Raw genomic sequence first — 24,219 nt, 5'->3', positions numbered from 1 at the left:
GGGGGGCCGCGCCGGAGGCCGCCGGGTACGGGACGGCTGTGGGCGGCCCTGGAGAGGAGGCCGCCGTGGACGGGCGGGGTCGGGGGCGTGGGGCGGGGCGGCGGAGCGGGGCGACGTGGGCAAGGGGGACACCTCCGCGAGGGTGGGCGTGGGGATGCGTGAGCACGGTAGGCAGATACGATCTCCTGCCCGGCCCGTAGGCAGGGCGGCGCGCGCCCGTGTCCCCCATTCGCGGTAACGTGACGTCCGATGAGCGAGAAGTCTGGCGTGCAGCCCCCCGCCGTATCCGTGATCATGCCCGTCCTCAACGAGGAGAGGCACCTTCGCGGAGCCGTCCAAGCGATCCTGGCGCAGGAGTACGACGGCGAGATGGAGGTGGTGATCGCCATCGGTCCGTCCACGGACCGTACGGACGAGATCGCCGCCCGACTCGTGGCCGAGGACCCCCGCGTGCACACCGTGCCGAACCCGACCGGCCGCACCCCCGCCGCGCTCAACGCGGCGATCAAGGCGTCCCGGCACCCCGTCGTGGTCCGCGTCGACGGGCACGGCATGCTCTCGCCGAACTACATCGCCACCGCTGTCCGCCTCCTGGAGGAGACCGGCGCGCAGAACGTCGGCGGCATCATGCACGCCGAGGGCGAGAACGACTGGGAGCACGCCGTCGCCGCCGCGATGACCTCGAGGATCGGTGTGGGCAACGCGGCCTTCCACACGGGCGGGGAGGCCGGACCGGCCGAGACCGTGTACCTCGGCGTCTTCCGGCGCGAGGCGCTGGAGCGCCAGGGCGGCTACAACGAGGAGTTCATCCGCGCCCAGGACTGGGAGCTGAACTTCCGGATCCGGGAGGCGGGCGGCCTCATCTGGTTCTCGCCCGAGCTGAAGGTGTCGTACCGGCCGCGGCCCTCCGTCAGGGCCCTCGCCAAGCAGTACAAGGACTACGGACGCTGGCGCCACGTCGTCGCCCGCTACCACGAGGGCTCCATCAACCTGCGCTACCTCGCCCCGCCGACCGCGGTGTGCGCGATCGCGGCGGGCGTCGTGGTGGGCGCCGCCCTGACGCCCTGGGGCTTCCTGATCCCCGGCGGCTACCTCGCGGCGATAGCCGCGGGTTCGCTGCCCGCGGGCAAGGGGCTGCGGGCCAAGGCCCGCCTGCAGATCCCCTTGGCCCTCGCCACCATGCACATGTCCTGGGGCTTCGGCTTCCTGACCAGCCCGCGTGCGCTGGCCACGAGGGTGATCGCCTCACGGCGTCCCGCCGTGCGGGAGTCCGCCGCTTCATGAGGTCGCGGCCCGTCGGCCCGCGTGCGCGCCGACGGGCCCTGCCCGACCCCGCCGCCTGAACGACCCCGCCGCCTGACGCGGTCCGCACGCGCCTGACATGGCTCCGCCCCGCGCCCGAGGACGCGGGGCGGAGCCATGTCAGGTCACCTACGAGGCACACTTCACCTTGTCCGCCGTGGACTTGTCGACCGCCGGCGCCTTCGTCGCGGCGGTGAGCGGTTCACCCGCGCCCTTGAAGTCCTTGCCCAGGGTCAGCGTCATCGCGGGCAGTCCCTGGGAGTTGATCACGCTCTTGCCGGGCTTCAGCGCGGATCCCGACAGCCCCATGATCGCGGCCAGCCTGCGTGCCTGGGCCGCCTGGTCTGGCGCGTACTCCAGCGCGGTCTTGCTCAGTACCGCGGGCGCGTTGCCCGCGTTCTCGGACTTCTGCACACCCTGGGAGTTCTGCAGCCAGGCGAGGGTCAGCTGAGCGGAGCCGCCGGCGGCCCCGCCGTTGAGGATCCGCACCCGGACCTCGGAGGCCGCGGACTTGGTGCCCTGGAGGCGGGCGGCCTGGGCGTCCTTCGCCTCCTTCTCCTTCTTCTTCACCTCGGTGAAGGAGACGTCGTTCTTGATCGCGTCGAAGACGTCGGGGGCCGCGGCCGGATTGACGATGACCGTCTTGTGGACCGTGCCGTCGGCCGGGTTGTCGAGCACCGGCACCGTCATGAAGCTGATGTTCTTCGTCGGCACCCTCTTCAGCTCCAGGGCCACGTCCTTGAGCGTGCTGACGTTTCCTATGCCCGTGTCCACCGTGAGCGCCTTGGTGGCCGCCTCGGCCAGGCTGATCAGCTTGGTGGGGCTGGTGAGGGTGTCGCTGGAGCTCATCTTGCGCATGAGGGACGCCAGGAACTGCTGCTGCACCTTGATCCGGTCCAGGTCGCCCTCGTTGCCCCAGCTGTGGCGGGTGCGGACGAACGCGAGGGCCTGCTCACCCTCGACCTTGCTCTTGCCCGCGGGCAGTTTGAGGTGCGAGTCCTTGTCGTTGACCGGGTGCGCGAGGCAGACGTCGACGCCCTGCACGGCCGTCGTCAGCGTCTTCACCGCGTTGAAGTCCGCCATCATGAAGTGGTCCACCGAGATGCCGGTGAGCTCCTTCACCGTGCGCATGGTGCAGCCCGGGTCGCGGCCGTCCTGCCCCAGGCTGATGTTGAAGCGGACGTCCTGCGTGCCCGGGACGACCTTGGTGCTGCCGTCGGGCTGCTTGGTCGGGCAGTCCGGGACGTTGGTGATCAGGTCACGAGGGATGCTCAACGCGGTCGCGTTCGTACGGTCCTTGGAGACATGCAGCAGGATGTTGGTGTCGGCGTGCCCGACGCTGTTCGCGTCGCCGTAGCCCTCGTTGCCCTTACCGGTGCGCTTGTCCGTACCGATGATCAGGATGTTGAAGGCCTCGTTCTTGCTGAAGCCCTTCTTGCCCGCGGTGCCGACGTCCGTCGTACTGACGTTGCCCTCGAGGTGCTTGAGGTACAGGTACCCCGCGGCCGACGCGGCGACCAGTACGAAGGCCATCGACCCGCCGGTCCACAGCAGGACCTTCTTCGCCCTCGACTTCTTGGGCTTCGTCCGCGTCCGGCGGCGGCCCGGCGGCGGCTCGGGCGGGGCGCCGCGGCGTCGGCGCGGCCCGGGGACGTCGGGGCCGGGTGGCGCGGGCGTGTCCCGCTCCGGCGCCGGACGCGCGCGTTGTCCCGGCCTCGCTCCCGCCCCCGTCGGCGCGGGGGTGCCGCGACGCGGTCTCGGGACTCCCGACTGCGGTGCGGAAGCATTCAGTCGCAGTTCGTATTCACCGGTGTTCGGGTTGAGCACCCACTGGTCTGCGGGATCGATATTGTCCGCCCGCCCACGGCCTTGCGCGTCCACGGTTGTCTGAATCCTCCGTCGGGGCCACGCGGCGCCCTTCCCCCTCAAGGCGCTCGGGTCTCTCGGTCCAACAGTGCGCGACCCCCAGGACAGACCTCGTGGCCGGGTGCACCGGATCGCTCACACTATCTGCCCAGGTCAGTGTCGAGCGACGACGGTGACGAATTCCACTTGCCTACAACTGGGCAATCCGCCTTATTTCTCGGGGACTTCTTAGCTCAGCAGTTCCCGTCCTTGGCGCATGCTTTACCCGCAGGCGTCCTCGGCCGCCGTGTTTCCCCGGAAAGTCGGCGCGGGGGGAGGGGTGCCGGCGGGGGAGAGGGCCTGTTCGACCGGCCACTTCACGTCGCCACTCGACTGCTCTTCGTAGTCGAATGCGAACTCGTACGCGCCTCCACCGGGCCCCTCGAACGAGTTCCGCGCGAGGTTCTGGCGGCCCTTCGCCGCATTTCCGCTCTTCACTCCGGAATCCTCCGGAACGTCCGCGGGAGCCCCCTTCGGAACACCCTTGGCGACCGCCACCGGTGTGTCCGAACGCAGCCGCGCGAAGAGCTGGGCCGCTTCGGGTTCGACGAGTTGGTCGCGATTGGCGTTGTAGGCGTACGACGCCCTGGGCACCGTCAGGAATTGCACCTGTTCCACGGGAATGTCGCGCATGCCGCGCACCAGCTGGTACAGCCCGCGCAGGCTCGCCAGGGCGGGGTCCGTGGTGAGCGAGGAGGTGGCCGCGTCGAGAACGGGATAGAGCTTCGCCGGATTCAGCAGGACGTCGTTGCTGCGCACCTTGCTGACGAGCGCGCCCAGGAACCGCTGTTGGCGTTCCATCCGGTCGGTGTCGCTGCCGTTGCCGATGCTCTTGCGGGCGCGCACGTAACCGAGGGCCTGTTCGCCGTTGAGCGTCACCTCGCCCGCGGGCAGCCGCAGTTTGGCGTCCTTGTCGTCGATGGGCTGCTTCAGGCAGACCTGGACACCGTCCACCGCGTCGACGATGTCCTTGAAGCCGTGGAAGTCGACGACCATGTGGTGGTCGACGCGGATGTCCGTGAGCTTCTCGACGGTCCGGATCGTGCAGGCCGAACCGCCCACCTCGAAGGCCGAGTTGAACGCCGCGAACACCGGCCTGCTGCGGGTGCCGTCCGGGCGGCGGCAGTCCGGCAGGTGCACCATGAGGTCGCGGGGCAGCGAGACGGCGGTCGCGCTGTGCCGGTTCGCGGCCAGGTGCAGCAGGATCGTGGTGTCGGAGCGCTCGGTCCCGGAGTCGCGGCCGTACTTCCGGTTCCCCTTCCCCGAGCGCGAGTCCGATCCGATCAGCAGGATGTTCTGCGCGCCCCGCACGAGCGCCGTGGGCCGCTCCTTCTCGTACCGGGCGAGCTCGGCGGCCGCGTCGTCGTCGGCCGTGATGTTCCCGTTCAGCTTCTCGTACACCGCCCAGCCGGCCGCGCTCGCGGCCAGCAGGAAGACGCTGAGCCCCAAGGACGTGTTGCGCACCCACGACCGCCGACGCCGCCTGGCGAGCCCGGTACCGGTGGCCGACGCCCCCGCTCCCGGCCCTGCGCTGTCGGTCACGTCGGGGAACCCCCTCCTGGCGTACGGGCGTGTCGTGCCGCGGTGTTCCTACGACCATGGCCCGCCCGGCCCCCCGAGGCAGGCCGGTGATAGCCCGAACGGGCGACGCCCCCCACCCGTCCGGTGCCCCGCAGGGGACGCGGACGAACGGGCGACGCCCCCCGTCCGTCCGGTGCCCCGCAGGGGGCGCGGGGAACGGCGCGCCCGGCGACACATCACCCGCGGCCGACGGCCGGGCCCCGCCACCCATCTGCCCGAGCCGGTTCCCGACGTCCGATCCTGCGAGTCGCACCGGCCGTGTCCCGCGAGGGACGCGACGAAGCGCGCGCCGGCCACCACGGCCGCGGCCGACAGTCCAGGCCGCCCCCACCCCGGCGCCGGCGCCGCCCCGCGTCAGCGGGCCGTCGCGGTCACCCGTTCACTCTCCACCCGCTTCGCCAGCCCTTCCTCACCCAGCAGCTCGAGGTGCCGGCACAGCACCACGGACGCACCGGTCGACAGCGGTGCGTACAGGCCCGCGCTCAGCCCCTCCCAGGTGTCGTACGCGAGCCCCGACAGGATCCGCGAACCGGGTCCCGTCAGCCCGAGCGAGGGCGCGCCGGACCGGGCCCGCTCCACGACCTCGGCCCCCGTGTACTCCGCCCCGGCGACGATCAGCGCCGGCTCCTCCGGGTCCACCACCGCGTACGGCACGAACCGGTCCCCCTGGCTCGGCACCTCCACCGCGTAGTCGGCGAAGCCCGCCGGCGCCTGCGGGAAGCGCCCGCCGAGCGGCCGCAACGCGAGCGCGATCCGCTCCCCGGAGCAGGCGCGGGCCGCCTCCAGCGTGTCCGGCCCGCTGACCACGAGGCCGGCCGCGGCGGGGTCGCCGCCCACGTCCGCGACCACTCCCACCGACGAACACGCCAGCAGCCACACCGCCGTCTGCCAGTGCGCGGGCAGCAGCAGCGCCAGCCGGTCGCCGGGCTCGGCGGACAGCTCGCCCTGGAGCAGGTTGGCGGTCTTGGCCACCCAATTGGCGAAGGTGGCCACGGACAATTCGACACGTTCACCCGTGGCGTCGTCGTAGAAGGTCACCAGCGGGCGTGCGGGGTCCGCGGCGAGCGCGGATCGCAGCAGGTCGGCAGGGGTGCGATCGATGGCGTTCACGCGCAGAAGCGTACGCGGACCCCGCGCGCGGGACGGACCGGCCGTGCCACCGGTTCGGCCGAGCGCAGCAGACGGTCCGTCACATCCCCAATGGACAGATATGTATGACTATGTCCACGATCAGGGGCATGCGTGGATTCCTTGCTTCCTCGGTCGGCGTCACCTGCGCGGCCGCTCTCGCCCTTCCGCTGGCCCTGTCCGCCCCGGCACAGGCCGGACCCCAGGCGGCGACGACCGGGCCCGCCGTCCCGGGCAGCACCCAATCCCTCCCGCTCGTCCCGCTCGGCGACGGTCGCGCCCTCGGATCCGCCGCGCCCGAACAAGGGGTCGTCAGACGGGCCGTACGGTCGTTCTCGCTCGTCGGCGTCATCTGGGACGACCCCGACACCGAACTGCGCGGGCGCGTCCAGGTCCGTACCCGCGCCTTCGGCACCCGCCACTGGACCGGCTGGCGGGACATCGAGACGCACAACCACGAACACGGCGCCGACCCCGACAGCGCCGAGAGCGCCTCGGGCCGGGTGCGCGGCTCCACGGCGCCGTTGTGGGTCGGGGACTCCGACGGCGTCGAGGTGCGCGTCCAGGCGGAGGTGGACGAACGCTCGACCGCACCCGGGGAGTCACCGCTCCCCAGGGGCATGCACCTCGAACTCGTCGACCCCGGCGAGGAGCCCTCGTCGCGGGGGAGGTCGACCGCGGGCGGCCGCTTCGCCGGGACGGACTCCGTGTCCACCGCCCTGGACGCCGTCGCGGTCACCACGTCCGCCGCCCACGAAGCGACCGCCGCGAACGCCGCGCTCGCGCCGCTCGGCGCCGCCGCGATCCCGGCACTCTCCAAGGCCCGCACCGAGCGCGAGTACCTCGCCGCCCACCCGGGCGAACCGCGTGCGGAGCCGTACATCGGCGCGCGCCCGCGCATCGTGACCCGGCGCGGGTGGGGCGCGGACGAGGGGCTGCGCGAGCAGGGTCTCGTGTACACCAAAAAGGTGAAGGCCGCCTTCGTGCACCACACGGCATCCGGCAACAACTACCGTTGCTCGCAAGCCTCTTCGGTCATCCGCAGTATCTACCGCTACCACGTCAAGAGCAGCGGCTGGCGTGACATCGGCTACAACTTCCTCGTCGACAAGTGCGGAAACATCTACGAAGGCCGGGCCGGGGGCGTGGCCAAGCCCGTCATGGGCGCCCACACCCTCGGCTTCAACAACGACACGATGGGGATCGCCGTCCTCGGCACCTTCGCCGACACGAGGCCGACCGCCGCCGCGCTGGGAGCCGTCGCGCGGCTCACGGCGTGGAAGCTCGGTCTCTACGGAGTCAATCCGCGCGGCAAGACATACCTGAAGTCCGGCGGTGGCAATCTCTACCGAAAAGGCAAGAACGTACGACTCAACGTGATCTCCGGCCATCGGGACGGGTTCGCCACGGAGTGCCCAGGACGGCTCCTGTACGGCAAACTCGGCTCGGCCCGGACGAGCGCGGCCCGGTACCAGGGCCGCTGAGAGGGCTGGAGGCCCTCGCGGAGCCCCACGTCCGACGGACCCGGCCGTCCGGCCCGGTCGTCGGCCCCGGCCATCGAGGACACCCACCGCTGTCGAAGGCGCCATCGAACGGACTGCATACACTGACCGGCCGGAACACCCTTCGGCCGGTCCCGGCAGGAAGCAGAGACGACAGGTGACAGAAGCGATCCTCCTGGTCGGTGGCAGAGGCACCCGGCTGCGCCCGCTCACGGTGAACACCCCCAAGCCGATGGTTCCGGCGGCCGGGGTGCCCTTCCTCACGCACCAGCTGGCGCGGGCGAGGGCGGCGGGCGTCGAGCACATCGTCCTCGCGACCTCCTACCTGGCCGAGGTCTTCGAGCCGTACTTCGGTGACGGCTCGGCGCTGGGGCTCCACATCGAGTACGTCACCGAGGAGGAGCCCCTCGGCACGGGCGGCGCGATCCGCAACGTCGCCGCGCGCCTCCACTCGGGCCCGCACGAGCCGGTCCTGATCTTCAACGGTGACATCCTGACGGGGCTGGACATCCAGGCGCTGGTGGCGACGCACGAGTCGACGGGCGCGGACGTGTCCCTGCACCTGACCCGGGTCGATGACCCCCGGGCGTACGGTCTGGTCCCGACGGACGCCTCGGGCCGGGTGACGGCCTTCCTGGAGAAGCCCCAGACGCCCGCGGAGATCGTCACCGACCAGATCAACGCGGGGGCGTACGTCTTCCGCCGCTCCGTCATCGACTCGATCCCCGCGGGCCGCCCGGTCTCGGTGGAACGGGAGACCTTCCCGGAACTGCTGGCCACCGGGGCCCACCTCCAGGGCATGGTGGACTCGACCTACTGGCTGGATCTGGGCACCCCCCAGGCCTTCGTGAGAGGCTCCGCGGACCTGGTCCTCGGCCGTGCGCCCTCTCCGGCGGTCCCCGGCCGCTGCGGCGACCGTCTGGTCCTGCCCACGGCCCGGGTCGCCCCGGACGCCAAGCTGACGGGCGGCACGGTCGTGGGCGAGGGCGCCCACGTCGGGGAGGGCGCGCGCGTCGCGGGCAGCACCATCCTGTCCGGCGCCGTCGTCGAACCCGGCGCCGTCATCACCGACTCCCTCGTCGGCGCCCGCGCCCGCATCGGCGAACGCACCGTCCTGTCCGGCACGGTTGTCGGCGACGGCGCGGTGATCGGCCCCGACAACGAACTCCGCGAGGGCGTACGCATCTGGTGCGAGGCCCACATCCCGGCGGGAGCACTCCGCTTCTCCTCGGACCAGTAACCACCCGCCGCGGGGGCGCGTCCTCAGCCCGTCCGGCGTTTGAGGACCAGCCCTCAGGGCTCCCGGCTCCGGGGGCGGAGCCCCTGGCGGGGGCCGGGGCGGAGCCCCTGGATGGGACGGGTAGGGGCGGCGGGGGCGAGGAACACCCGGCCCCGTCACCTCACCCACCCACCCACCCACCCACCCACTCCAGGATCACAACCGCCCGATATCCCCCCGCGGCATCCGCGGAGCCCTCCGTGCCGGCCCCCGCCCCGACAACAGAATCAACCGCGCGGCCCGATGCCGCTGCCCCGCGTACGGCTCCAACAACGCGAGCATCACGGCATCGTCCGCGTCCCGGTCCCCCGCCAACGCGTACCCCACGATCCCCGGCAGATGAAGATCCCCGACCGTCACCGCGTCCGCAGCCCCATGACTGCGCTGCACGGTCTCCGCCGAGGTCCACGGCCCGATCCCGGACACCAGTTCCAGCCGCGCCTGTGCCCGCTCGGCCTCCATGCCCATCGCTTCCTCCAGCCGTGCCGCCACCCGCACGGCCCGCAGGATCGTCGAGGCCCGCTTGTTGTCGACTCCGGCCCGGTGCCACTCCCAGGAGGGGATCAGGGCCCAGGTCCGGGGCGCCGGCATGACGTACATCCGCTCCGGCGCGGGCCCCGGCGCCGGCTCGCCGAACTTCCGTACGAGCAACCGCCATGCCCGATAGGCCTCGTCCGTCGTGACCTTCTGCTCCAGAACGGACGGGATGAGCGACTCCAGCACCAACCCGGTACGGGTCAGCCGCAACCCCGGCCGCCGGTGCCGCGTGGACGCGACCAGCCGGTGGCGGGGCTCGAAGGCGGCGGGATCGTCCGACGCGCCGAGCATGTCGGGCAGCTGTTCGAGCAGCCACCGGGCCCCCGGCCCCCACGCCTCGGCCCGCACCACCCCGGCCCGCACCGCGACCCGCAGTGTCCCGGCCCCCGCGGGTGTCCTGCTGGCCCGCCACACGGACCCGTCCGGTGCCGCGCGGAAGGTCGGATCGTCGGGCCCCCGGCGCAGCGGCCCGAGCACCAGACCGAGATCGAGCGGACCGGGCGGTGTCCAGGTCCGTCCGAGTCCGGGTCCGTCCGACTGCCGCGGTATGCCGCCGCCGTCGCCCGCGGGCACGTCGACGTGTCCGCCGCGCACGGTCGTACGCGTCGGCCGGGGGGTGAATCGTCCAGCCACTCAGGAGGTCCTAGGGGTGCTCGGGTCGCCCTACGAGGGTAGGCGCTCCCGGCACCGGGGACACGGCAGTCGCCCAGGTCCCCCGGGCACCGGGGTCCCCGGACGCCTGTGGCCGCCGGTCAGCGCACCTCGACGAACGCCCCGGCGTCCCGCTCGGGCCGCGCCCTGGGCGCCTCGGCCGCGTGCCCGACGGCGACGGCGCCCATCGGGTCCCAGTCGTCCGGCAGCGCCAGCACGTCCCGTACGACGTCGCGGCAGAACATCGTCGAGGACACCCACGCGGAGCCCAGCCGCTCCCCGGCGAGCGCGACGAGGAAGTTCTGCACCCCCGCTCCCATGGCGACGACGAACATCTCGCGCTCCGCGGCGTCCCGGCGCGCGTCGCCGTAGCTGTGGGACCCGTCCGTCACCAGGCACGGCACCACCAGGTAGGGCGCGTTGCGCAGCACGTCGCCGCGCCGCACCCGCTTGGCGATCGACTCCTCGCTCTTCGCGTCCCCGCGCAGATCCTCGATCCACGCGTCCCGCATGGCGTCGAGCAGCCGAGTACGCGACCGGGCGGACTCCAGCAGCACGAACCGCCAGGGCGTGGTGTGATGCGGCGCGGGCGCGGTCACCGCGGCGGCGACGGCGCGCCGCACGGCGCCCGGATCGACCGGCTCGTCGGTGAAGGCCCGTACGGTACGCCGCTGGGTCACCGCCTCCCGTACGGCCTCGGAGGTGCCCAGCCGGAACATGTCGTCGTGGGCGCCCCGCGCCATCGCGCGTGTCCCCGCGCCGTCGTCCTCGGCCACCACCTGGGGCAGCCCGCGCACGACGGCGACCGGCAGCCCGGAGGCCTTGCCCTTGACGAGGTCACCGGCGCCGGCGAGTTCGTCGGCGGTGGCGACCACGGTCGCGCTCAGCGGATTGCCGTGCGCGTCGGTGCCGCCCCGCAGGTCGTCCAGGACCCGTACGCCCGCGGCGCCGATGGCGACGTCGGTGAGCCCGGTGCGCCAGGGGCGCCCGAAGGTGTCGGTGATCACGACGCCGACGTCCACCCCGAGGATGTCCCGCAGGCCGTCCCGGATCGTCCGGGCGGACGCGTCGGGGTCCTCGGGCAGCAGCAGGACGGTCCCGGTCGGCGTGTTGGAGGCGTCGACCCCGGCGGCGGCCATGACGAGCCCCTGCCGGTTCTCGACGATCCGGAGCGCGCCGCGCCGCGCCACGACGCGTACGGTCTCGGCGTCGATGGCCGCCTCCCGGTCGGCGGCCTCCACCATGCGCCCCTCGGCCTTGGACACGATCTTCGAGGTGACGAGCAGGACGTCCCCGTCGGCCAGCCCCGGCCCGGCCCCCGCGATGATCTTGGCGAGGTCGTCGCCCCGCTGTACCTCCGGAAGGCCGGGCAGGGCCCAGACCCGGTAGCCCACAGCGGCTTCCGGACCCGAGCCGCGTGTACCACCGCTGCCGTCGCCCGCGCCACGCGTACCGCCCATGTCGTCCGTCGCCTTCACGTCGCCCGTGGCTCCCTCGTCCTCGACCGGTCCGCCGCTCAAGCGCCCCGCACCTCCTCCGCCAGCGTCAGTGCCTCGCGGGCCATCCGTGCGGCGGCGTCGAGGTCGGACATCATCAGCGGTACGGCACGGCAGCGGATGCCGGCGCTCTCCACGCGCGCCACGGCGGACGCGTCCACGGTGTCGACGAGCCAGCCGTCCAGGAGGCCCGAGCCGTAGTGCTCGGCCACCGCCGCAGCGGTCGATTCCACGCCGACCGCCGCGAGCACCTTGTCGGCCATGCCCCGTACGGGCGCGTCGCCGACGATGGGGGACAGGCCCACCACGGGCACCCCCGCGTCGGCGATGGCCTCCCGGATGCCGGGCACGGCGAGGATGGTGCCGATGGACACGACCGGGTTGGACGGCGGGAAGAGGATCACGTCCGCCTCCGCGATGGCCTCCAGGACCCCGGGCGCGGGCTTGGCCTGCTCGGCGCCGACGGGCACGACTGCCTCGGCCGCCAGGGAGGCGCGCAGCCGCACCCAGTACTCCTGGAAGTGGATCACCTTGCGCTCGCCGCTGTCCGGCAGCGTGACGGCGACATGGGTCTCGACGCGGTCGTCGGACATGGGGATCAGCCGGACGCCCGGTTTCCACCGGTCGCACAGGGCCTCCGTGACCGCGCTGAGCGGGTAGCCCGCGCCCAGCATCTGGGTCCGCACGATGTGCGTCGCGAAGTCGCGGTCGCCGAGCCCGAACCACTCGGGCCCCACCCCGTACGCCGCGAGCTCCTCCTTGAGGTGGAAGGTCTCGTCGGTCCGGCCCCAGCCCTGTTCCTCGTTGATGCCGCCGCCGAGGGTGTACATCACCGTGTCGAGGTCCGGGCAGACCTTCAGCCCGAAGAGGTGGATGTCGTCACCGGTGTTGCCGATGACGGTGATGTCCGCGTCCGGAGAGGCCTGCTGGAGACCACGAAGGAACCGGGCACCACCGATGCCGCCTGCCAGAACCACAATGCGCATGGTGTCCAGTCTCGCAGGCGGCCAGGACAAGGTGTGAGTCGGCTACTGGACCTCGGCGACGGCGCACCGCGCCCCGTGCATCGGCATCTCGGTGAGACCCGGGTAGTAGACGTGCAGGCTCACGGCCGGTTCGAGGGAGTCGTTGACGACCTCGTGGGCGTACCCGGGCGCGAAGACCCGCTGCGCGCCCGCTCCCAACGCGCGCGTGCCGCGGTCGGTGCGCTCCGTCAACACGCCGTCCAGGACGGTGAGTACGCCGGAGGAGGCGCCGTGGTCGTGCAGGCCGCTGCCCTGTCCGGGCACCCAGGAGAGGAGCCACACCTCGTAGCCGGGCCCGGTGTGCAGCCGGTGGTACCAGCGTGAGGTCGCGTCGTACTGGACGAGGTGCTCCCACCGGGAGCGGTCGGCGGAGACGGCGCGGGCGAGGCCGACGAAGTCGGCCACGGTGGCGGGGTGCTCGCGCGGCGGCTGGAGCAGGTGCGGGACTTCGAGGATGTCGCCGGCGATCTGGAGGTCGCTGTCGCTGTTCATGGGTGCGGTGGTTTCCTCGGCGGTGAGTGCGGGGGACCCCACTGTCCGGGCGAAGCCGAGAACGTGGGGGAGGGCCGCCCCGTCCGGGTCGCGGACGGGGATGAGGTGCCCTGGTGCGGGCGTTCGCCCTTGAAGGGGGCGGGGATTCGCCTCAGTGGCGGCGAGGCAGCCGGAGCGCGGTGGGGCTCAACAGCTGGAACAGCGACAACAGCTGCGGCGAGCGAGGGCAGCACCCTGGGACCCGGCGGTGCGGGTCGAGGTGCGTGCCAAGTTCGCGAGCATGCCCACTAGCACACCGGTTCACACCCGGACTGTCAACTTCCTGTCCGGTATGTGGGAGATGTTTCACCTCATCCGGTTCATCTGTAAGGCGAAAGGTTTGCTCAGTAGTCGCCCCGGACACATGGCGCACAACCGGGCGCGCAAACCTCGGCGCGATCCTGTGATCCAAATGTGATCCGGTTCGCTTCGGGGTGCGCGTCGGAACGAGATCGAACTTCTGGACGTCCTTCCCTGTAGCGGGTCGGAGGTCCGGTCGGACCCTTGAGGCTGTCATGGTTTATGCCGATTTGAACACTTTCCGCATAGCCTTGGTTCCGCAGAGTGAATAAGGGGCCCAATAGCAGATCTCGGCTTGACTGGCCCGGATCGGCACACTTGTAATTTCACTCGTGTCGTTCAGCCGAAAACGGTAACGACAGCATCACGGGGACGCGAAAGACAGACGAGGGGCGCACATGACCGAGCTGGTGCAGCAACTGCTGGTCGACGACGCGGACGAGGAACTCGGCTGGCAGGAGCGCGCGCTGTGCGCCCAGACCGACCCCGAGTCCTTCTTCCCCGAGAAGGGCGGCTCCACCCGCGAGGCCAAGAAGGTCTGTCTCGCCTGTGAGGTCCGCTCCGAGTGCCTTGAATACGCGCTCGCCAACGACGAGCGGTTCGGCATCTGGGGCGGTCTGTCCGAGCGCGAGCGGCGCCGCCTGAAGAAGGCCGCCGTCTGACCGCGCACGACCCCGCCCGAAGCGGACCGCCGTCCGACCGAACGGCGCACACCTCTCCGTACCGACACGTAAGGAACGGCCCGTCGCAGGTGGGTTATCCACAGGCGGCGGGCCGCCGTGTTGCCCAGCCGTTAGTGTGGGCCCTCGTCCGAGACGTCCAGCTGTCCCCGCCGGACACAGGCGTCCACCGCAGTCCATCGAACCGGGGCCCGTACCTCGATGTCCGTGCACAGCCATACGGCAGCCCAACAAGACGCTGCCGCTCCTGAGTTCCCGCGCCACGTGGTGACCGCGGTGCTCGTCTCCCACGACGGCGCCCGCTGGCTGCCCGACGCGCTCGCCGGCCTGCTCGGCCAGGAGCGCCCCGTGCAGAACGCGGTGGCGGCCGACACCGGCAGCGCGGACGACTCCGCCCAGCTGCTCACCGACGCGCTCGGCGCCGACCGGGTGCTGCACCTCGCCCGCCGGACCGGCTTCGGCCAGGCCGTCGAGGAGGCCATCCGCGGGGCCGGTGTGCTCACCCCGGACGACCTGCCCTACCTGAAGCGCCCCAGCGGCTGGGACCCCGTCACCCGCAGTTGGCGCGACGACGCGTACGACATGCCGGATCTTCCGCACGGCGAACCCGAACAGTGGCTCTGGCTGCTGCACGACGACTGCGCCCCCGAGCCCGACGCCCTCGCCCACATGCTCCGCGTCGTGGAGAACGAGCAGGAGCTCGGCAAGGAAGTCGCCGTCGTGGGCCCCAAGCTCCGCGGCTGGTACGACCGGCGCGCCCTCCTGGAGGTCGGCGTCACCATCGCCAACTCCGGCCGCCGCTGGACCGGTCTGGACCGACGCGAGCAGGACCAGGGCCAGCACGACCACGTCCACCCCGTGCTCGCCGTGTCCACCGCCGGCATGCTGATCCGCCGTGATGTCTTCGAGGAGCTCGGCGGCTTCGACCGGCGTCTGCCCCTGATGCGTGACGACATCGACCTGTGCTGGCGCGCCCAGTCCGCGGGACACCGCGTCCTGGTCGCCCCCGAGGCGGTCGTCCGGCACGCCGAGGCGGCCTCCCGCGAGCGCCGCACCGTCGACTGCGTGGGGCGCACCTCCGCCTCCCCGCACAAGGTCGACAAGGCGGGCGCCGTCTACACCCTCCTCGTCAACGCCCGGACGGCACAGCTCCCCTGGATCCTGCTCCGGCTCGTCCTCGGCACCCTGCTGCGCACCCTCGCCTACCTCGTCGGCAAGGTCCCAGGACAGGCCGTCGACGAGATCCGCGGCCTGCTCGGAACCCTGCTGAGGCCCGAGCGGATCCTCGCGGGCCGCCGCAGGCGAGGCAGCCCCCAGGTCGACAAGGGCGAGTTGCGCGCGCTGTTCCCGCCCCCGGGCGCGACCGTGCGGGCCACCGTCGAGCAGGCCGCGGGCAGCCTCATGGGCAGCGACGACCCCGAGGCCACCTCCGGCGTCGGCCGGCACGGCGGCGCCGTCGAGTCCGGGCCCGGCGGCGACGACGCCGACTTCCTCGAGATCGAGCAGTTCGCCCGTCTCAAGCGCATCGCCCGCAACCCCGGCCCGATGCTCTTCCTGGTACTGCTGTTCGTCTCCCTGCTGGCGTGCCGCGGCCTCCTCGGCGGCGGGGCGCTCGCGGGCGGCGCGCTGCTGCCCGCGCCCGCCGACGCCTCCGAGCTCTGGTCGCGCTACCTCGACGGCTGGCACCCGGTGGGAGCCGGCGGCACCGAGTCCGCGCCGCCCTACCTCGCGATCGTCGCGCTGCTGTCCTCGCTGCTCCTCGGCTCCACCGGACTCGCGGTCACCGTGCTCATGGTGGCCTCCGTGCCGCTGGCCGGCTTCGCCGCGTACTTCGCCTCCCGCCCGCTCGTCGAGTCGCGCCTGCTGCGCGCCTGGGCGTCCGTGGTGTACGCGTTCCTGCCGGCCGCCGCCGGCGCGCTCGCGGGCGGCCGCGTCGGCACCGCCTTCCTCGCGATCCTGCTGCCGCTCATCGCCCGCGCGGGCATCGCGGCGAGCGGGCTGGCGCACGCCTCCGGCGCGCGCGGCAGCTGGCGCGCCACCTGGGCGTACGCCCTGCTGCTGACGTTCACCACGGCGTTCACACCGATCGTGTGGCCCATCGCGCTGGTCCTCGGGATCGCGCTCCTCGCCGTGCGCCGCAGGGAGCTCACCACGTACGGGCCGCGGTTCCTGGCCCAGCTCGGCACCCCGCTGCTGGTCCTCGCCCCCTGGTCGCTGACGCTGCTTCCGTCCGGTTTCTTCAAGGAGGCCGGCCTGCCCTACGGCGAGAGCGCGGCCTCCGCACTCGACCTGCTGGGCGCCAGCCCCGGCGGCCCCGGCACGGTCAGCGGACTGATGCTCATCGGCATCGTGCTCGCCGGGCTGGCCGCCCTGCTGCGCGGTGATCGGCAGCGCGCGGTCTGGACCGCCTGGGCCGTCGCCCTGGTGGCGCTCGTCTTCGCCGTGCTGTCCAACAAGTCGGCGTGGGCCGGCCCCGCCACCCTGGTCTACGGTCTCGCGGTGCTCGCAGCCGCCGTGCTCGGCGCCGACGGGGCACGCACCCGCGTGGCCGAACAGAGCTTCGGCTGGCGTCAGCCGGTCGCCGCGCTCATCGCGTTCGCCTCCGTCGCGGGCCCGCTGCTCGTGGCCGTCGGATGGATCATCGGCGGCGCGGACGGTCCCGTGGAGCGCCGCGACCCGGTGCAGGTCCCGGCGTTCGTCGCCGAGGAGAGCGGCACCCGCGACCAGGCGCGCACCCTGGTGCTCGACAGCGACACCGGCGCCCGCGTCGGCTACACCCTCGTGCGCGGGTCCGGCGCACGCATGGGCGACGGCGAACTCGCGGCCTCGGGCGGCGAGAACAAGAGGCTCGACAAGGTCGTCGCCAACCTCGTCGCCGGCTCCGGGGCCGACCAGGCCGACCAGCTCGGCGGATTCGCCGTGCGTTACGTCCTGGTCCGCAAGGGCGCGCCCCGTGAGGTGAGCCGCGTCCTGGACGCCACGCCGGGTCTGTCCCGGCTCAGCCAGCAGGACGGAAGCGCGCTGTGGCGTCTGGACCGCCAGGTCTCGCGCGCCTCGATCGCCCCAAGGTCCGGTGGTGAGCCGCTGGCCATCGCCGCCGGACCCGTGGAGCTGCACACCACCGTCCCCGCCGGCTCCGAGGGCCGCGTCCTGCGCCTCGCCGACACGGCGGACGCCGGCTGGACGGCGACCCTGGACGGAAAGCCGCTGACCCGCACCACGGTCGACGGCTGGGCACAGGGCTTCGAACTGCCCGCGAACGGCGGCAGGCTGGACGTCGCCTTCGACGCCCCGCTGAGCCACACCGGCTGGCTGTGGGCACAGGGCGCGCTCGCCGTCGTCCTCGTGGTCCTCGCCCTGCCCGGTCGGCGCCGGGACATCGACGACGACCTTCCCGAGGAGCCGGTCCTGCCCGCCCAGGACGTCACGGGCGAGGGTCGCCGCGCCCGCCGCCTGCGCGCCCAGGCCGAGGCGGAGGCCGAGGCCGAGGCCACGCCGGACCAGGACGCGGACTTCCCCCAGCCCGCGGAGGAGGAGCCGGAGCACGGTCCCGCCGCGGTCCCGCACCAGCAGACGTACGCCGAATGGGACGCGCCGGACTACGCGGGCGCCGACTACGGCTCCTACGCCGGCGAGCAGTACCAGGGCACGCAGCAGTACCCGGCGGGCACCTACGAACAGCCGTACCAAGCGGACCCGTACCAGGCGGACCCCTACCAGACCGGCCAGTACGACCCGTACGCGTACGGGAACACGACGTCGTACGACCAGACGTACCAGCAGGGCTACGAGACGGCGTACGACCCGCAGCAGCCCCCGATGCCCCCGCAGCCGCCGCACGGCACCGACAGTGAGCGCCCCGACGGGAGCCAGCAGTGAACCGCACCACCCTGTCCCTGATCGCCGGCGCGGCCGCGCTCGCCGCCGTCACCGGATTCGCCACGCTCGACACGCCCGCCGCCTCCGGCGCCGGCACCACGGGCGCGGCCGTCCAGCGGCCCGTGGAGCGCAGCCGCCTGCTGTGCCCCCAGCCCAGCACGTCCGACCTCGCGGAGACGGCGTACACGTCGTTCACGCCCGTCACCCAGGGCACGAGCGACGGCGGCAAGGCCGAACTGCAGCCCGCGACCGAGGAGTCGCCGGACTCCCCGAGCGGCAAGAAGACCGGCAAGAAGGCGTCCAAGGCCGCCGTGCAGCCCGAGGCGCCCGGCAAGCCGGCCACCGGCGACAGTTCGGGCGCCGAGGGACCCGCCCTGGTCGGCACCGCCGAGGGCAGGTTCGCGCCCGGCTGGACCGTCCAGGAGACCACCGAGGTCACCGCGGGCACCGGACGCGGCCTGCTCGGCACCGCCTGCACGGCACCGGACACCGAGTTCTGGTTCCCGGGCGCCAGCACCGCGGACAGCCGCACCGACTACGTGCACCTGACCAACCCGGACGACTCGGCCGCCGTCGTCGACATCGAGCTGTACGGCAAGGACGGCACCCTCAAGTCCACGGTGGGCGACGGCATCACGGTCCAGCCGCACGCCAGCGAGCCGATCCTGCTGAGCACGCTCACCGGCGCGCCGCAGACCGACCTCACGGTCCACGTGACCGTCCGCAGCGGCCGTGTCGGCGCGGCCGTCCAGGCCCTGGACGACCGCACCGGCGGCGACTGGCTGGGCGCCTCCACCGACCCGGCGGGCAGCCTCGTCATGCCGGGCATCCCGAAGGACGCGACCTCCGTGCGGCTGGTCGCCTTCGCGCCCGGCGACCAGGACGCCGACCTGAAGGTGCGGCTCGCCTCGCCCTCGGGCCTGATCACCCCGGCCGGCAACGAGACGCTCCACATCAAGTCCGGCATGACCACCGCGGTCGACCTCGGCGACGTCACACGCGGCGAGGCGGGCTCCCTGGTGCTCACCCCCACCGGGGGCACCCCGGTGCCGGTCGTCGCCGCCCTGCGGGTGGTGCGCGGCAAGGGAGACAAGCAGGAGTCGGCGTTCATCCCGGCCACGGCTCCGGTCGCCGCGCGCGCGACGGTCGCCGACAACAGCGCCAAGGGCACCACACTCGCCCTGTCCGCGCCCGGCGGAACCGCCCAGGTCAAGGTCACCGCGTCCGCGGGCAGCGAGGGCGGCACCCCGGCGACGAAGACGTACACGATCAAGGGCGGTACGACCCAGGACGTCGACGCCCCCGCGCCGAGCGGTCTGCGGGGGACGTACGCCCTGACGGTCGAGTCGGTCTCCGGAGGGTCCGTCTACGCCTCGCGGACGCTCGCCTCCACCCAGGAGGGCGTACCCGGCTTCACGATCCAGACGCTCCCGGACGACCACGGGACGGTGGCGGTCCCGGAGGCGGACCAGGACCTGTCGGTACTGCTCAAGAGCTGATCACGCACGGGTGATCCCGTACGGGTGATCCACCGGGTCCCGGGCGGACGCGGTGGATCCTCACTCCTCGCCGTACCGCGGGTCCACCGTCTCCGGAGTCAGACCCAGCAGTTCCGCGACCTGCTCCACGACGACCTCGTGCACTAGCGCGGCTCGCTCGTCGCGGCCCTTGGTGCGGATCTCGACCGGGCGGCGGTAGACGACCACGCGCGCGGGATGGCCCTCGTGCGCCGCGATCGTGCCGCCCAGCGGCACCGCCTCGTCGTTCCAGCTCTCGCCGGGGCCGTCGAGGCGCGGCACCTCCAGGACCATGAAGTCGATGTCGGCGAGCTGCGGCCAGCGCCGCTCCAGACGCTCCACGGAGTCCTGCACGAGGTCCGCGAAGACCTCGGCGCGGCTCGCGGCCAGCGGCACCTGGGGCGGCGCGACGGGGCCGCGCATGCCCCTTCCGTGGCGATCACGGCGGCGGGGCCCGGGTGCTGCGGCGCGGGGCGGTACAGGGGTGTCCATCACTGACGAAGCGTAGTCCCCGCGACGACCGCGCGCCCGGCCCCCACGCGGCTGCCCGCGGGCCCGCGGCGGGGCCCGGTGCGCGTTCCGGATGTCGCCGGATGACCATTCCAGCCAAGCTTCGGCTCGATTCCGTATCTCTCCAGGACCGCCACACGCATGGCAATTGACATGATTTGTTCCAAGTGGCGAACGGATTCAGGTCCGTTCGGCCTTCCGGCGGCGGGGGTCGCCCCAGGTCGGCGAGGGGGCCCCGGAGGCCCCTGTGGGCGGTCTCACAGCACGACACGGTGGGGTGACCTGGGGGAGAGTCGTCGCGGCCCGCTCAAGAGTGCGGTACCGTCCAACGTCGTGAGCCCTGTACGTCGCTGTTCGCGAACCGCCTGCGGCCGTCCGGCCGTCGCGACGCTGACGTACGTCTACGCCGACTCGACCGCGGTCCTCGGCCCGCTCGCCACCTACGCCGAACCCCACTGCTACGACCTGTGCGCCGAGCACTCCGAGCGCCTCACCGCGCCCCGCGGCTGGGAGGTCGTCCGGCTCGCCGACGCCTCGGCCCCCTCCCGCCCCAGTGGTGACGACCTCGAGGCGCTCGCCAACGCGGTGCGTGAGGCGGCCCGTCCGCAGCAGCGCGCCGCCGAGGCCGGCGGCAGCGCGCGGTCGGCGGACCCGATGGAGGTCGCCCGCCGCGGCCACCTGCGGGTGCTGCGCTCACCGGACAACTGAGCGCCTTCGCCGCCGACTTCCCGCGTTCCGGGCTCACCGGACAGCTGAGCGCCTTCGCCGCCGGCTTCCTACGTTCCGGGCTCACCGGACAGCTGAGCGTCCTCTCCGCCGACTTCCTACGTTCCGGGCTCACCGGACACCCGGGCGCTCTCGCCGTCCGCTTCCCGCGCTCCGCCGCCCGACGCGCCCGGCGACCGTGGCTCTCGCGCCCCGGTGTCACAGGGCCGTGCACGCCCATTGACGGCTGGTTGTCGCGGACACGACTATTTCGGCACCCGTGAGACATCGCTTTCCGCATCGCGGAATCTCCTGTGCGGCCGAACCCGGGGAGGCGCCCGTGTACGTCCAGGAAGTGGAACCCGTCGCCGGCTCGCTCGGCCTGTCCGCCCTCGTCGCGGCCCTGCCCCTGCTCATCGTCCTCGTGCTGCTCGGCGGCGTCCGCATGAAGGCGCACCTGGCCGCCCTCCTCGGTCTCCTCGCCGCCGCCCTGGTCGCCCTGTTCGCGTACGGGATGCCGGTCGGCCAGACACTGTCCAGCGCCGCCCAGGGAGCCGCCTTCGGCCTCTTCCCCATCCTGTGGATCGTCGTCAACGCCCTGTGGGTGTACCGGATGACGGTCCGCACCCGGCACTTCGACATCCTGCGACGCTCCTTCGGGCGCCTCTCCGACGACCCGCGCGTCCAGGCACTCGTCGTCGCCTTCTGCTTCGGCGCGCTCCTGGAGGCGCTCGCGGGCTTCGGCGCACCCGTCGCGATCTGCTCCGTGATGCTGGTCGCGCTCGGCTTCGACCCGGTGCGCGCGGCGGTGGTGGCACTCGTCGCCAACACGGCGCCGGTCGCCTTCGGCGCGATGGGCACACCGGTCGTCACCCTCGCCCAGGTCACCGGCCTGCCCCTGGACTCGGTGGCGTCCGTGGTGGGCCGTCAGACGCCCCTGCTGGCCCTCGTGGTGCCCCTGCTGCTGGTGACGCTGGTCGACGGGCGGCGCGGGCTGCGGGAGGCATGGGCGCCCGCCCTGGCGTGCGGAGTCGCCTTCGCCCTCGCCCAGTTCGCCGCCTCCAACTACGTCTCGGCCCAACTGGCCGACATCGCCGCGGCCTTGGCGGGCGCCGCGGCCCTGGTCGCCCTGCCGCGGGCGCGCCGACCCGCCCCCGAGCCCGTGCGCGTCGCGGTACTGACCGGTGTACGCAGCGAGGATCTGGACGAGGAGGATCCTCGCCCCGAAGTCGTGCGCGCCTACGCCCCGTACGCCCTGATCGTCATCGTCTTCTCGGTCGCGCAGATCCCGCCGGTCAAGGACTGGCTGGCGGGAGCGACAAGGGTGTTCGACTGGCCCTTCCTGAACGTCGTGAACCCGGCCGGCAAACCGGTCGCCGGCAACGTCTTCACGCTCCCGGTCGTCGCGACCGGCGGCACCCTCGTACTGCTCGCCGGGCTGTGCACGGCCGCCGTTCTCGGCGTGCACGCGCGCGTGGCGGTCGAGGAATGGATAGCCACCGTCCGTGAGTTGAGGTTCGCGATCCTCACCGTCACGTCCGTGCTGGCCCTCGCCTATGTGATGAACCTGTCGGGGCAGGCCGCCACGATCGGTCAGTTCGTGGCCGCGGCGGGCGCGGGCCTCGCCTTCCTGTCACCCGTCCTCGGCTGGTTCGGCGTGGCCGTCACCGGCTCCGACACCTCGGCGAACGCCCTGTTCGGCGCCCTCCAGGTGAGCGCGGCCCAGGAGTCGGGGCTCTCTCCCGAACTGCTCGCCGCCGCCAACAGTTCGGGAGGCGTCCTCGGCAAGATGATTTCGCCGCAGAACCTGACCATCGCGTGCGCGGCGGTCGGACTCGCCGGCCGCGAGGGGGATCTGCTGCGCAAGGTGCTGCCGTGGAGCGGGGGGCTGCTGCTGATCATGTGCCTGATCGTGCTGGGGCAGAGCTCGCCCGTCCTCGGGTGGATGCTGCCCTGACGGGACCTGGTCCGTGCGTTGTCGCCGGGTGACGAGTGGGGCTCCCCAGGTGACGGATGCGCGTCCGATCGGCCGCCGCACAGCGGACCGTCAGCACGGACGGGTAGCTTGGGGTGACCGAAGTGGACTTCTGGAGGGTTGGCCGTGACTGCTGATCTGTCGCAGCTCGTGAAGGCGTACGACGTACGCGGGGTGGTCCCGGACCAGTGGGACGAGTCGCTGGCCGAGCTGTTCGGGGCCGCCTTCGTCCAGGTGACCGGAGCGGAAGCCATCGTGATCGGGCACGACATGCGGCCTTCGTCGCCCGGCCTGTCGCGGGCCTTCGCGCGCGGGGCGGCGGCACGCGGGGTCGACGTGACCGAGATCGGGCTCTGCTCGACGGACCAGCTGTACTACGCGTCGGGCGCGTTCGACCTGCCCGGCGCCATGTTCACGGCCTCGCACAACCCCGCGAAGTACAACGGCATCAAGATGTGCCGCGCGGGCGCGTCCCCCGTCGGCCAGGACACCGGCCTCTCCGAGATCCGCGAACTCGTCGAGTCCTGGCTCGACTCGGGAGCCCCGGCCTCGGACGCCACTGCGGGCACGATCACCCAGCGCGACACGCTGGAGGACTACGCGGGATACCTGCGCTCGCTCGTCGACCTGACCTCCATCCGCCCCCTGAAGGTCGTCGTCGACGCGGGCAACGGCATGGGCGGGCACACCGTCCCGACCGTCTTCGCGGGTCTGCCCCTGGACCTCGTCCCGATGTACTTCGAGCTGGACGGCACGTTCCCGAACCACGAGGCGAACCCGCTGGACCCGGCGAACATCGTGGACCTCCAGCGGCGCGTCCGTGACGAGGGCGCCGACATCGGCATCGCCTTCGACGGCGACGCGGACCGCTGCTTCGTCGTCGACGAGCACGGCGATCCGGTCTCCCCGTCCGCCGTCACCGCGCTGGTGGCCTCCCGCGAACTCGCCAAGCACGGCGGCGGTACGGTCATCCACAACCTGATCACCTCCTGGTCGGTCCCGGAGGTCGTCCGCGAGCAGGGCGGCACGCCGGTCCGCACCCGCGTCGGCCACTCCTTCATCAAGGCCGAGATGGCCCGCACCGGTGCGATCTTCGGTGGCGAGCACTCCGCGCACTACTACTTCCGCGACTTCTGGAACGCCGACACGGGCATGCTGGCGGCCCTCCACGTCCTCGCCGCGCTCGGCGGCCAGGACGGCCCGCTCTCCGAGCTCGTCGCCGCGTACGACCGCTATGCCGCCTCCGGTGAGATCAACTCCACCGTCGACGACCAGACGGCCCGCCTCACCGCGATCAGGGACACCTACCAGGGCCGTGAGGGCGTCACCATCGACGAACTCGACGGGCTGACCGTCACCGCGGACGACTGGTGGTTCAACGTCCGCCCCTCCAACACCGAGCCCCTCCTCCGGCTCAACGCCGAGGCGAGGGACGAGGCCACGGTGGCGAAGGTCCGCGACGAGGTACTGGACCTCATCCGAGGCTGAACCGGGCCCGGACGACGGCGGGGGGCCGGCCGCACGGCCCCTCGCGGCGCGGGCCCACGCCTCCGTCCCGTCCGGAACCGTCCGGAACCGTGCGGCGTGGGCTGTCGGCTCGGGCTCGTCCGGGACCGTGCGGCGTGGGCTGTCGGCTCGGGCTCGTCCGGGACCGTGCGGCGTGGGCTGTCGGCTCGGGCTCGATCGGGACGGTGCGGCGCGGGCTGTCGGCTCCGG

Annotated in this window: 17 protein-coding genes; 9 read left to right on the top strand and 8 right to left on the bottom strand. The window is 72.7% G+C overall.

Annotated elements, in window-relative coordinates; genetic code table 11:
- Window positions 1–249: 249 nt before the first annotated feature.
- The gene (locus ACFVTC_RS38370; protein WP_390133763.1) at window positions 250–1,284 is read left to right on the top strand and encodes a glycosyltransferase family 2 protein; all 1,035 of its coding nucleotides are present in this window, start codon (window positions 250–252) and stop codon (window positions 1,282–1,284) included.
- Between the two features lie 147 nt (window positions 1,285–1,431).
- Here ACFVTC_RS38370 and ACFVTC_RS38365 read toward each other — a convergent pair whose 3' ends face one another.
- From ACFVTC_RS38365 to ACFVTC_RS38355, 3 genes are all read right to left on the bottom strand, one after another.
- Window positions 1,432–3,183 (bottom strand): LCP family protein, encoded by a 1,752-nt coding sequence (locus ACFVTC_RS38365; RefSeq protein ID WP_390133761.1) that lies wholly within the window; start codon window positions 3,181–3,183, stop codon window positions 1,432–1,434.
- A 246-nt stretch (window positions 3,184–3,429) separates the two neighbouring features.
- Entirely contained in the window at window positions 3,430–4,749 is a 1,320-nt protein-coding gene (locus tag ACFVTC_RS38360; RefSeq protein WP_390133759.1) for an LCP family protein, read from the bottom strand.
- A gap of 393 nt (window positions 4,750–5,142) precedes the next feature.
- A complete protein-coding gene (locus ACFVTC_RS38355) occupies window positions 5,143–5,898 on the bottom strand; it encodes a TIGR03089 family protein (RefSeq protein WP_390133758.1) in 756 nt (251 codons plus the stop codon).
- Window positions 5,899–6,026: 128 nt separating this feature from the next.
- On the opposite strand from ACFVTC_RS38355, the gene ACFVTC_RS38350 reads away from it, so the two are divergent.
- Entirely contained in the window at window positions 6,027–7,400 is a 1,374-nt protein-coding gene (locus ACFVTC_RS38350) for a peptidoglycan recognition protein (protein ID WP_390133756.1), read from the top strand.
- 175 nt (window positions 7,401–7,575) lie between these two features.
- A complete protein-coding gene (locus ACFVTC_RS38345) occupies window positions 7,576–8,658 on the top strand; it encodes a sugar phosphate nucleotidyltransferase (RefSeq protein WP_390133754.1) in 1,083 nt (360 codons plus the stop codon).
- 195 nt (window positions 8,659–8,853) lie between these two features.
- Here the strand turns inward: ACFVTC_RS38345 and ACFVTC_RS38340 are convergent, their stop codons facing one another.
- The 4 genes from ACFVTC_RS38340 to ACFVTC_RS38325 form a co-directional block, all read right to left on the bottom strand.
- Complete coding sequence (locus ACFVTC_RS38340; RefSeq protein ID WP_390133752.1) at window positions 8,854–9,867, bottom strand: DNA-3-methyladenine glycosylase family protein; 1,014 nt, start codon at window positions 9,865–9,867, stop codon at window positions 8,854–8,856.
- A 119-nt stretch (window positions 9,868–9,986) separates the two neighbouring features.
- Window positions 9,987–11,345 carry a coenzyme F420-0:L-glutamate ligase gene (locus ACFVTC_RS38335; RefSeq protein ID WP_390133855.1) on the bottom strand — a complete coding sequence of 453 codons (1,359 nt, stop codon included), beginning with the start codon at window positions 11,343–11,345 and terminating at the stop codon, window positions 9,987–9,989.
- Window positions 11,346–11,401: 56 nt separating this feature from the next.
- Complete coding sequence (gene cofD, locus ACFVTC_RS38330; RefSeq protein WP_390133750.1) at window positions 11,402–12,367, bottom strand: 2-phospho-L-lactate transferase; 966 nt, start codon at window positions 12,365–12,367, stop codon at window positions 11,402–11,404.
- Window positions 12,368–12,409: 42 nt separating this feature from the next.
- A complete protein-coding gene (locus ACFVTC_RS38325) occupies window positions 12,410–12,898 on the bottom strand; it encodes a cysteine dioxygenase family protein (RefSeq protein WP_168528435.1) in 489 nt (162 codons plus the stop codon).
- A 737-nt stretch (window positions 12,899–13,635) separates the two neighbouring features.
- Here ACFVTC_RS38325 and ACFVTC_RS38320 point away from each other — a divergent pair.
- The 3 genes from ACFVTC_RS38320 (at window position 13,636) to ACFVTC_RS38310 (ending at window position 19,295) form a co-directional block, all read left to right on the top strand.
- Window positions 13,636–13,899, top strand: coding sequence for a WhiB family transcriptional regulator (locus ACFVTC_RS38320; protein ID WP_003975777.1), 264 nt, complete (start codon window positions 13,636–13,638; stop codon window positions 13,897–13,899).
- A gap of 219 nt (window positions 13,900–14,118) precedes the next feature.
- Entirely contained in the window at window positions 14,119–17,796 is a 3,678-nt protein-coding gene (locus ACFVTC_RS38315; RefSeq protein ID WP_390133748.1) for a glycosyltransferase, read from the top strand.
- A complete protein-coding gene (locus tag ACFVTC_RS38310; protein ID WP_390133746.1) occupies window positions 17,793–19,295 on the top strand; it encodes a DUF5719 family protein in 1,503 nt (500 codons plus the stop codon). The genes ACFVTC_RS38315 and ACFVTC_RS38310 overlap by 4 nt, the downstream gene beginning before the upstream one ends.
- Window positions 19,296–19,355: 60 nt before the next feature.
- On the opposite strand, the gene ACFVTC_RS38305 is transcribed toward ACFVTC_RS38310, so the two are convergent.
- A complete protein-coding gene (locus tag ACFVTC_RS38305; protein ID WP_329294883.1) occupies window positions 19,356–19,805 on the bottom strand; it encodes a metallopeptidase family protein in 450 nt (149 codons plus the stop codon).
- Window positions 19,806–20,156: 351 nt separating this feature from the next.
- Between ACFVTC_RS38305 and ACFVTC_RS38300 the strand changes: the two genes are divergently transcribed.
- From ACFVTC_RS38300 to ACFVTC_RS38290, 3 genes are all read left to right on the top strand, one after another.
- Window positions 20,157–20,531 carry a DUF3499 domain-containing protein gene (locus ACFVTC_RS38300; protein ID WP_211117995.1) on the top strand — a complete coding sequence of 125 codons (375 nt, stop codon included), beginning with the start codon at window positions 20,157–20,159 and terminating at the stop codon, window positions 20,529–20,531.
- Between the two features lie 337 nt (window positions 20,532–20,868).
- The gene (locus ACFVTC_RS38295; protein WP_390133743.1) at window positions 20,869–22,485 is read left to right on the top strand and encodes an L-lactate permease; all 1,617 of its coding nucleotides are present in this window, start codon (window positions 20,869–20,871) and stop codon (window positions 22,483–22,485) included.
- A gap of 144 nt (window positions 22,486–22,629) precedes the next feature.
- On the top strand, window positions 22,630–23,991 hold the full coding sequence (locus ACFVTC_RS38290) for a phosphomannomutase/phosphoglucomutase (protein ID WP_390133741.1): 1,362 nt from the start codon (window positions 22,630–22,632) through the stop codon (window positions 23,989–23,991).
- The last annotated feature ends 228 nt before the right edge of the window (window positions 23,992–24,219 follow it).

This window comes from Streptomyces sp. NPDC057950, assembly GCF_042887295.1.
Lineage (GTDB): Bacteria > Actinomycetota > Actinomycetes > Streptomycetales > Streptomycetaceae > Streptomyces > Streptomyces kaempferi.
The sequence above is the reverse complement of the archived record's forward strand: the minus strand, read 5'-3'. Positions and strand labels throughout refer to the sequence as shown.

Excerpts from the sequence above, each read along its gene's own strand:
- ACFVTC_RS38325 (WP_168528435.1), bottom strand. The coding sequence starts at position 12,898 with ATGAACAGCGACAGCGACCTCCAGATCGCCGGCGACATCCTCGAAGTC.
- ACFVTC_RS38320 (WP_003975777.1), top strand. The coding sequence starts at position 13,636 with ATGACCGAGCTGGTGCAGCAACTGCTGGTCGACGACGCGGACGAGGAA.
- ACFVTC_RS38315 (WP_390133748.1), top strand. The coding sequence starts at position 14,119 with ATGTCCGTGCACAGCCATACGGCAGCCCAACAAGACGCTGCCGCTCCT.
- cofD (WP_390133750.1), bottom strand. The coding sequence starts at position 12,367 with ATGCGCATTGTGGTTCTGGCAGGCGGCATCGGTGGTGCCCGGTTCCTT.
- ACFVTC_RS38335 (WP_390133855.1), bottom strand. The coding sequence starts at position 11,345 with ATGGGCGGTACGCGTGGCGCGGGCGACGGCAGCGGTGGTACACGCGGC.
- ACFVTC_RS38370 (WP_390133763.1), top strand. The coding sequence starts at position 250 with ATGAGCGAGAAGTCTGGCGTGCAGCCCCCCGCCGTATCCGTGATCATG.
- ACFVTC_RS38305 (WP_329294883.1), bottom strand. The coding sequence starts at position 19,805 with ATGGACACCCCTGTACCGCCCCGCGCCGCAGCACCCGGGCCCCGCCGC.
- ACFVTC_RS38350 (WP_390133756.1), top strand. The coding sequence starts at position 6,027 with ATGCGTGGATTCCTTGCTTCCTCGGTCGGCGTCACCTGCGCGGCCGCT.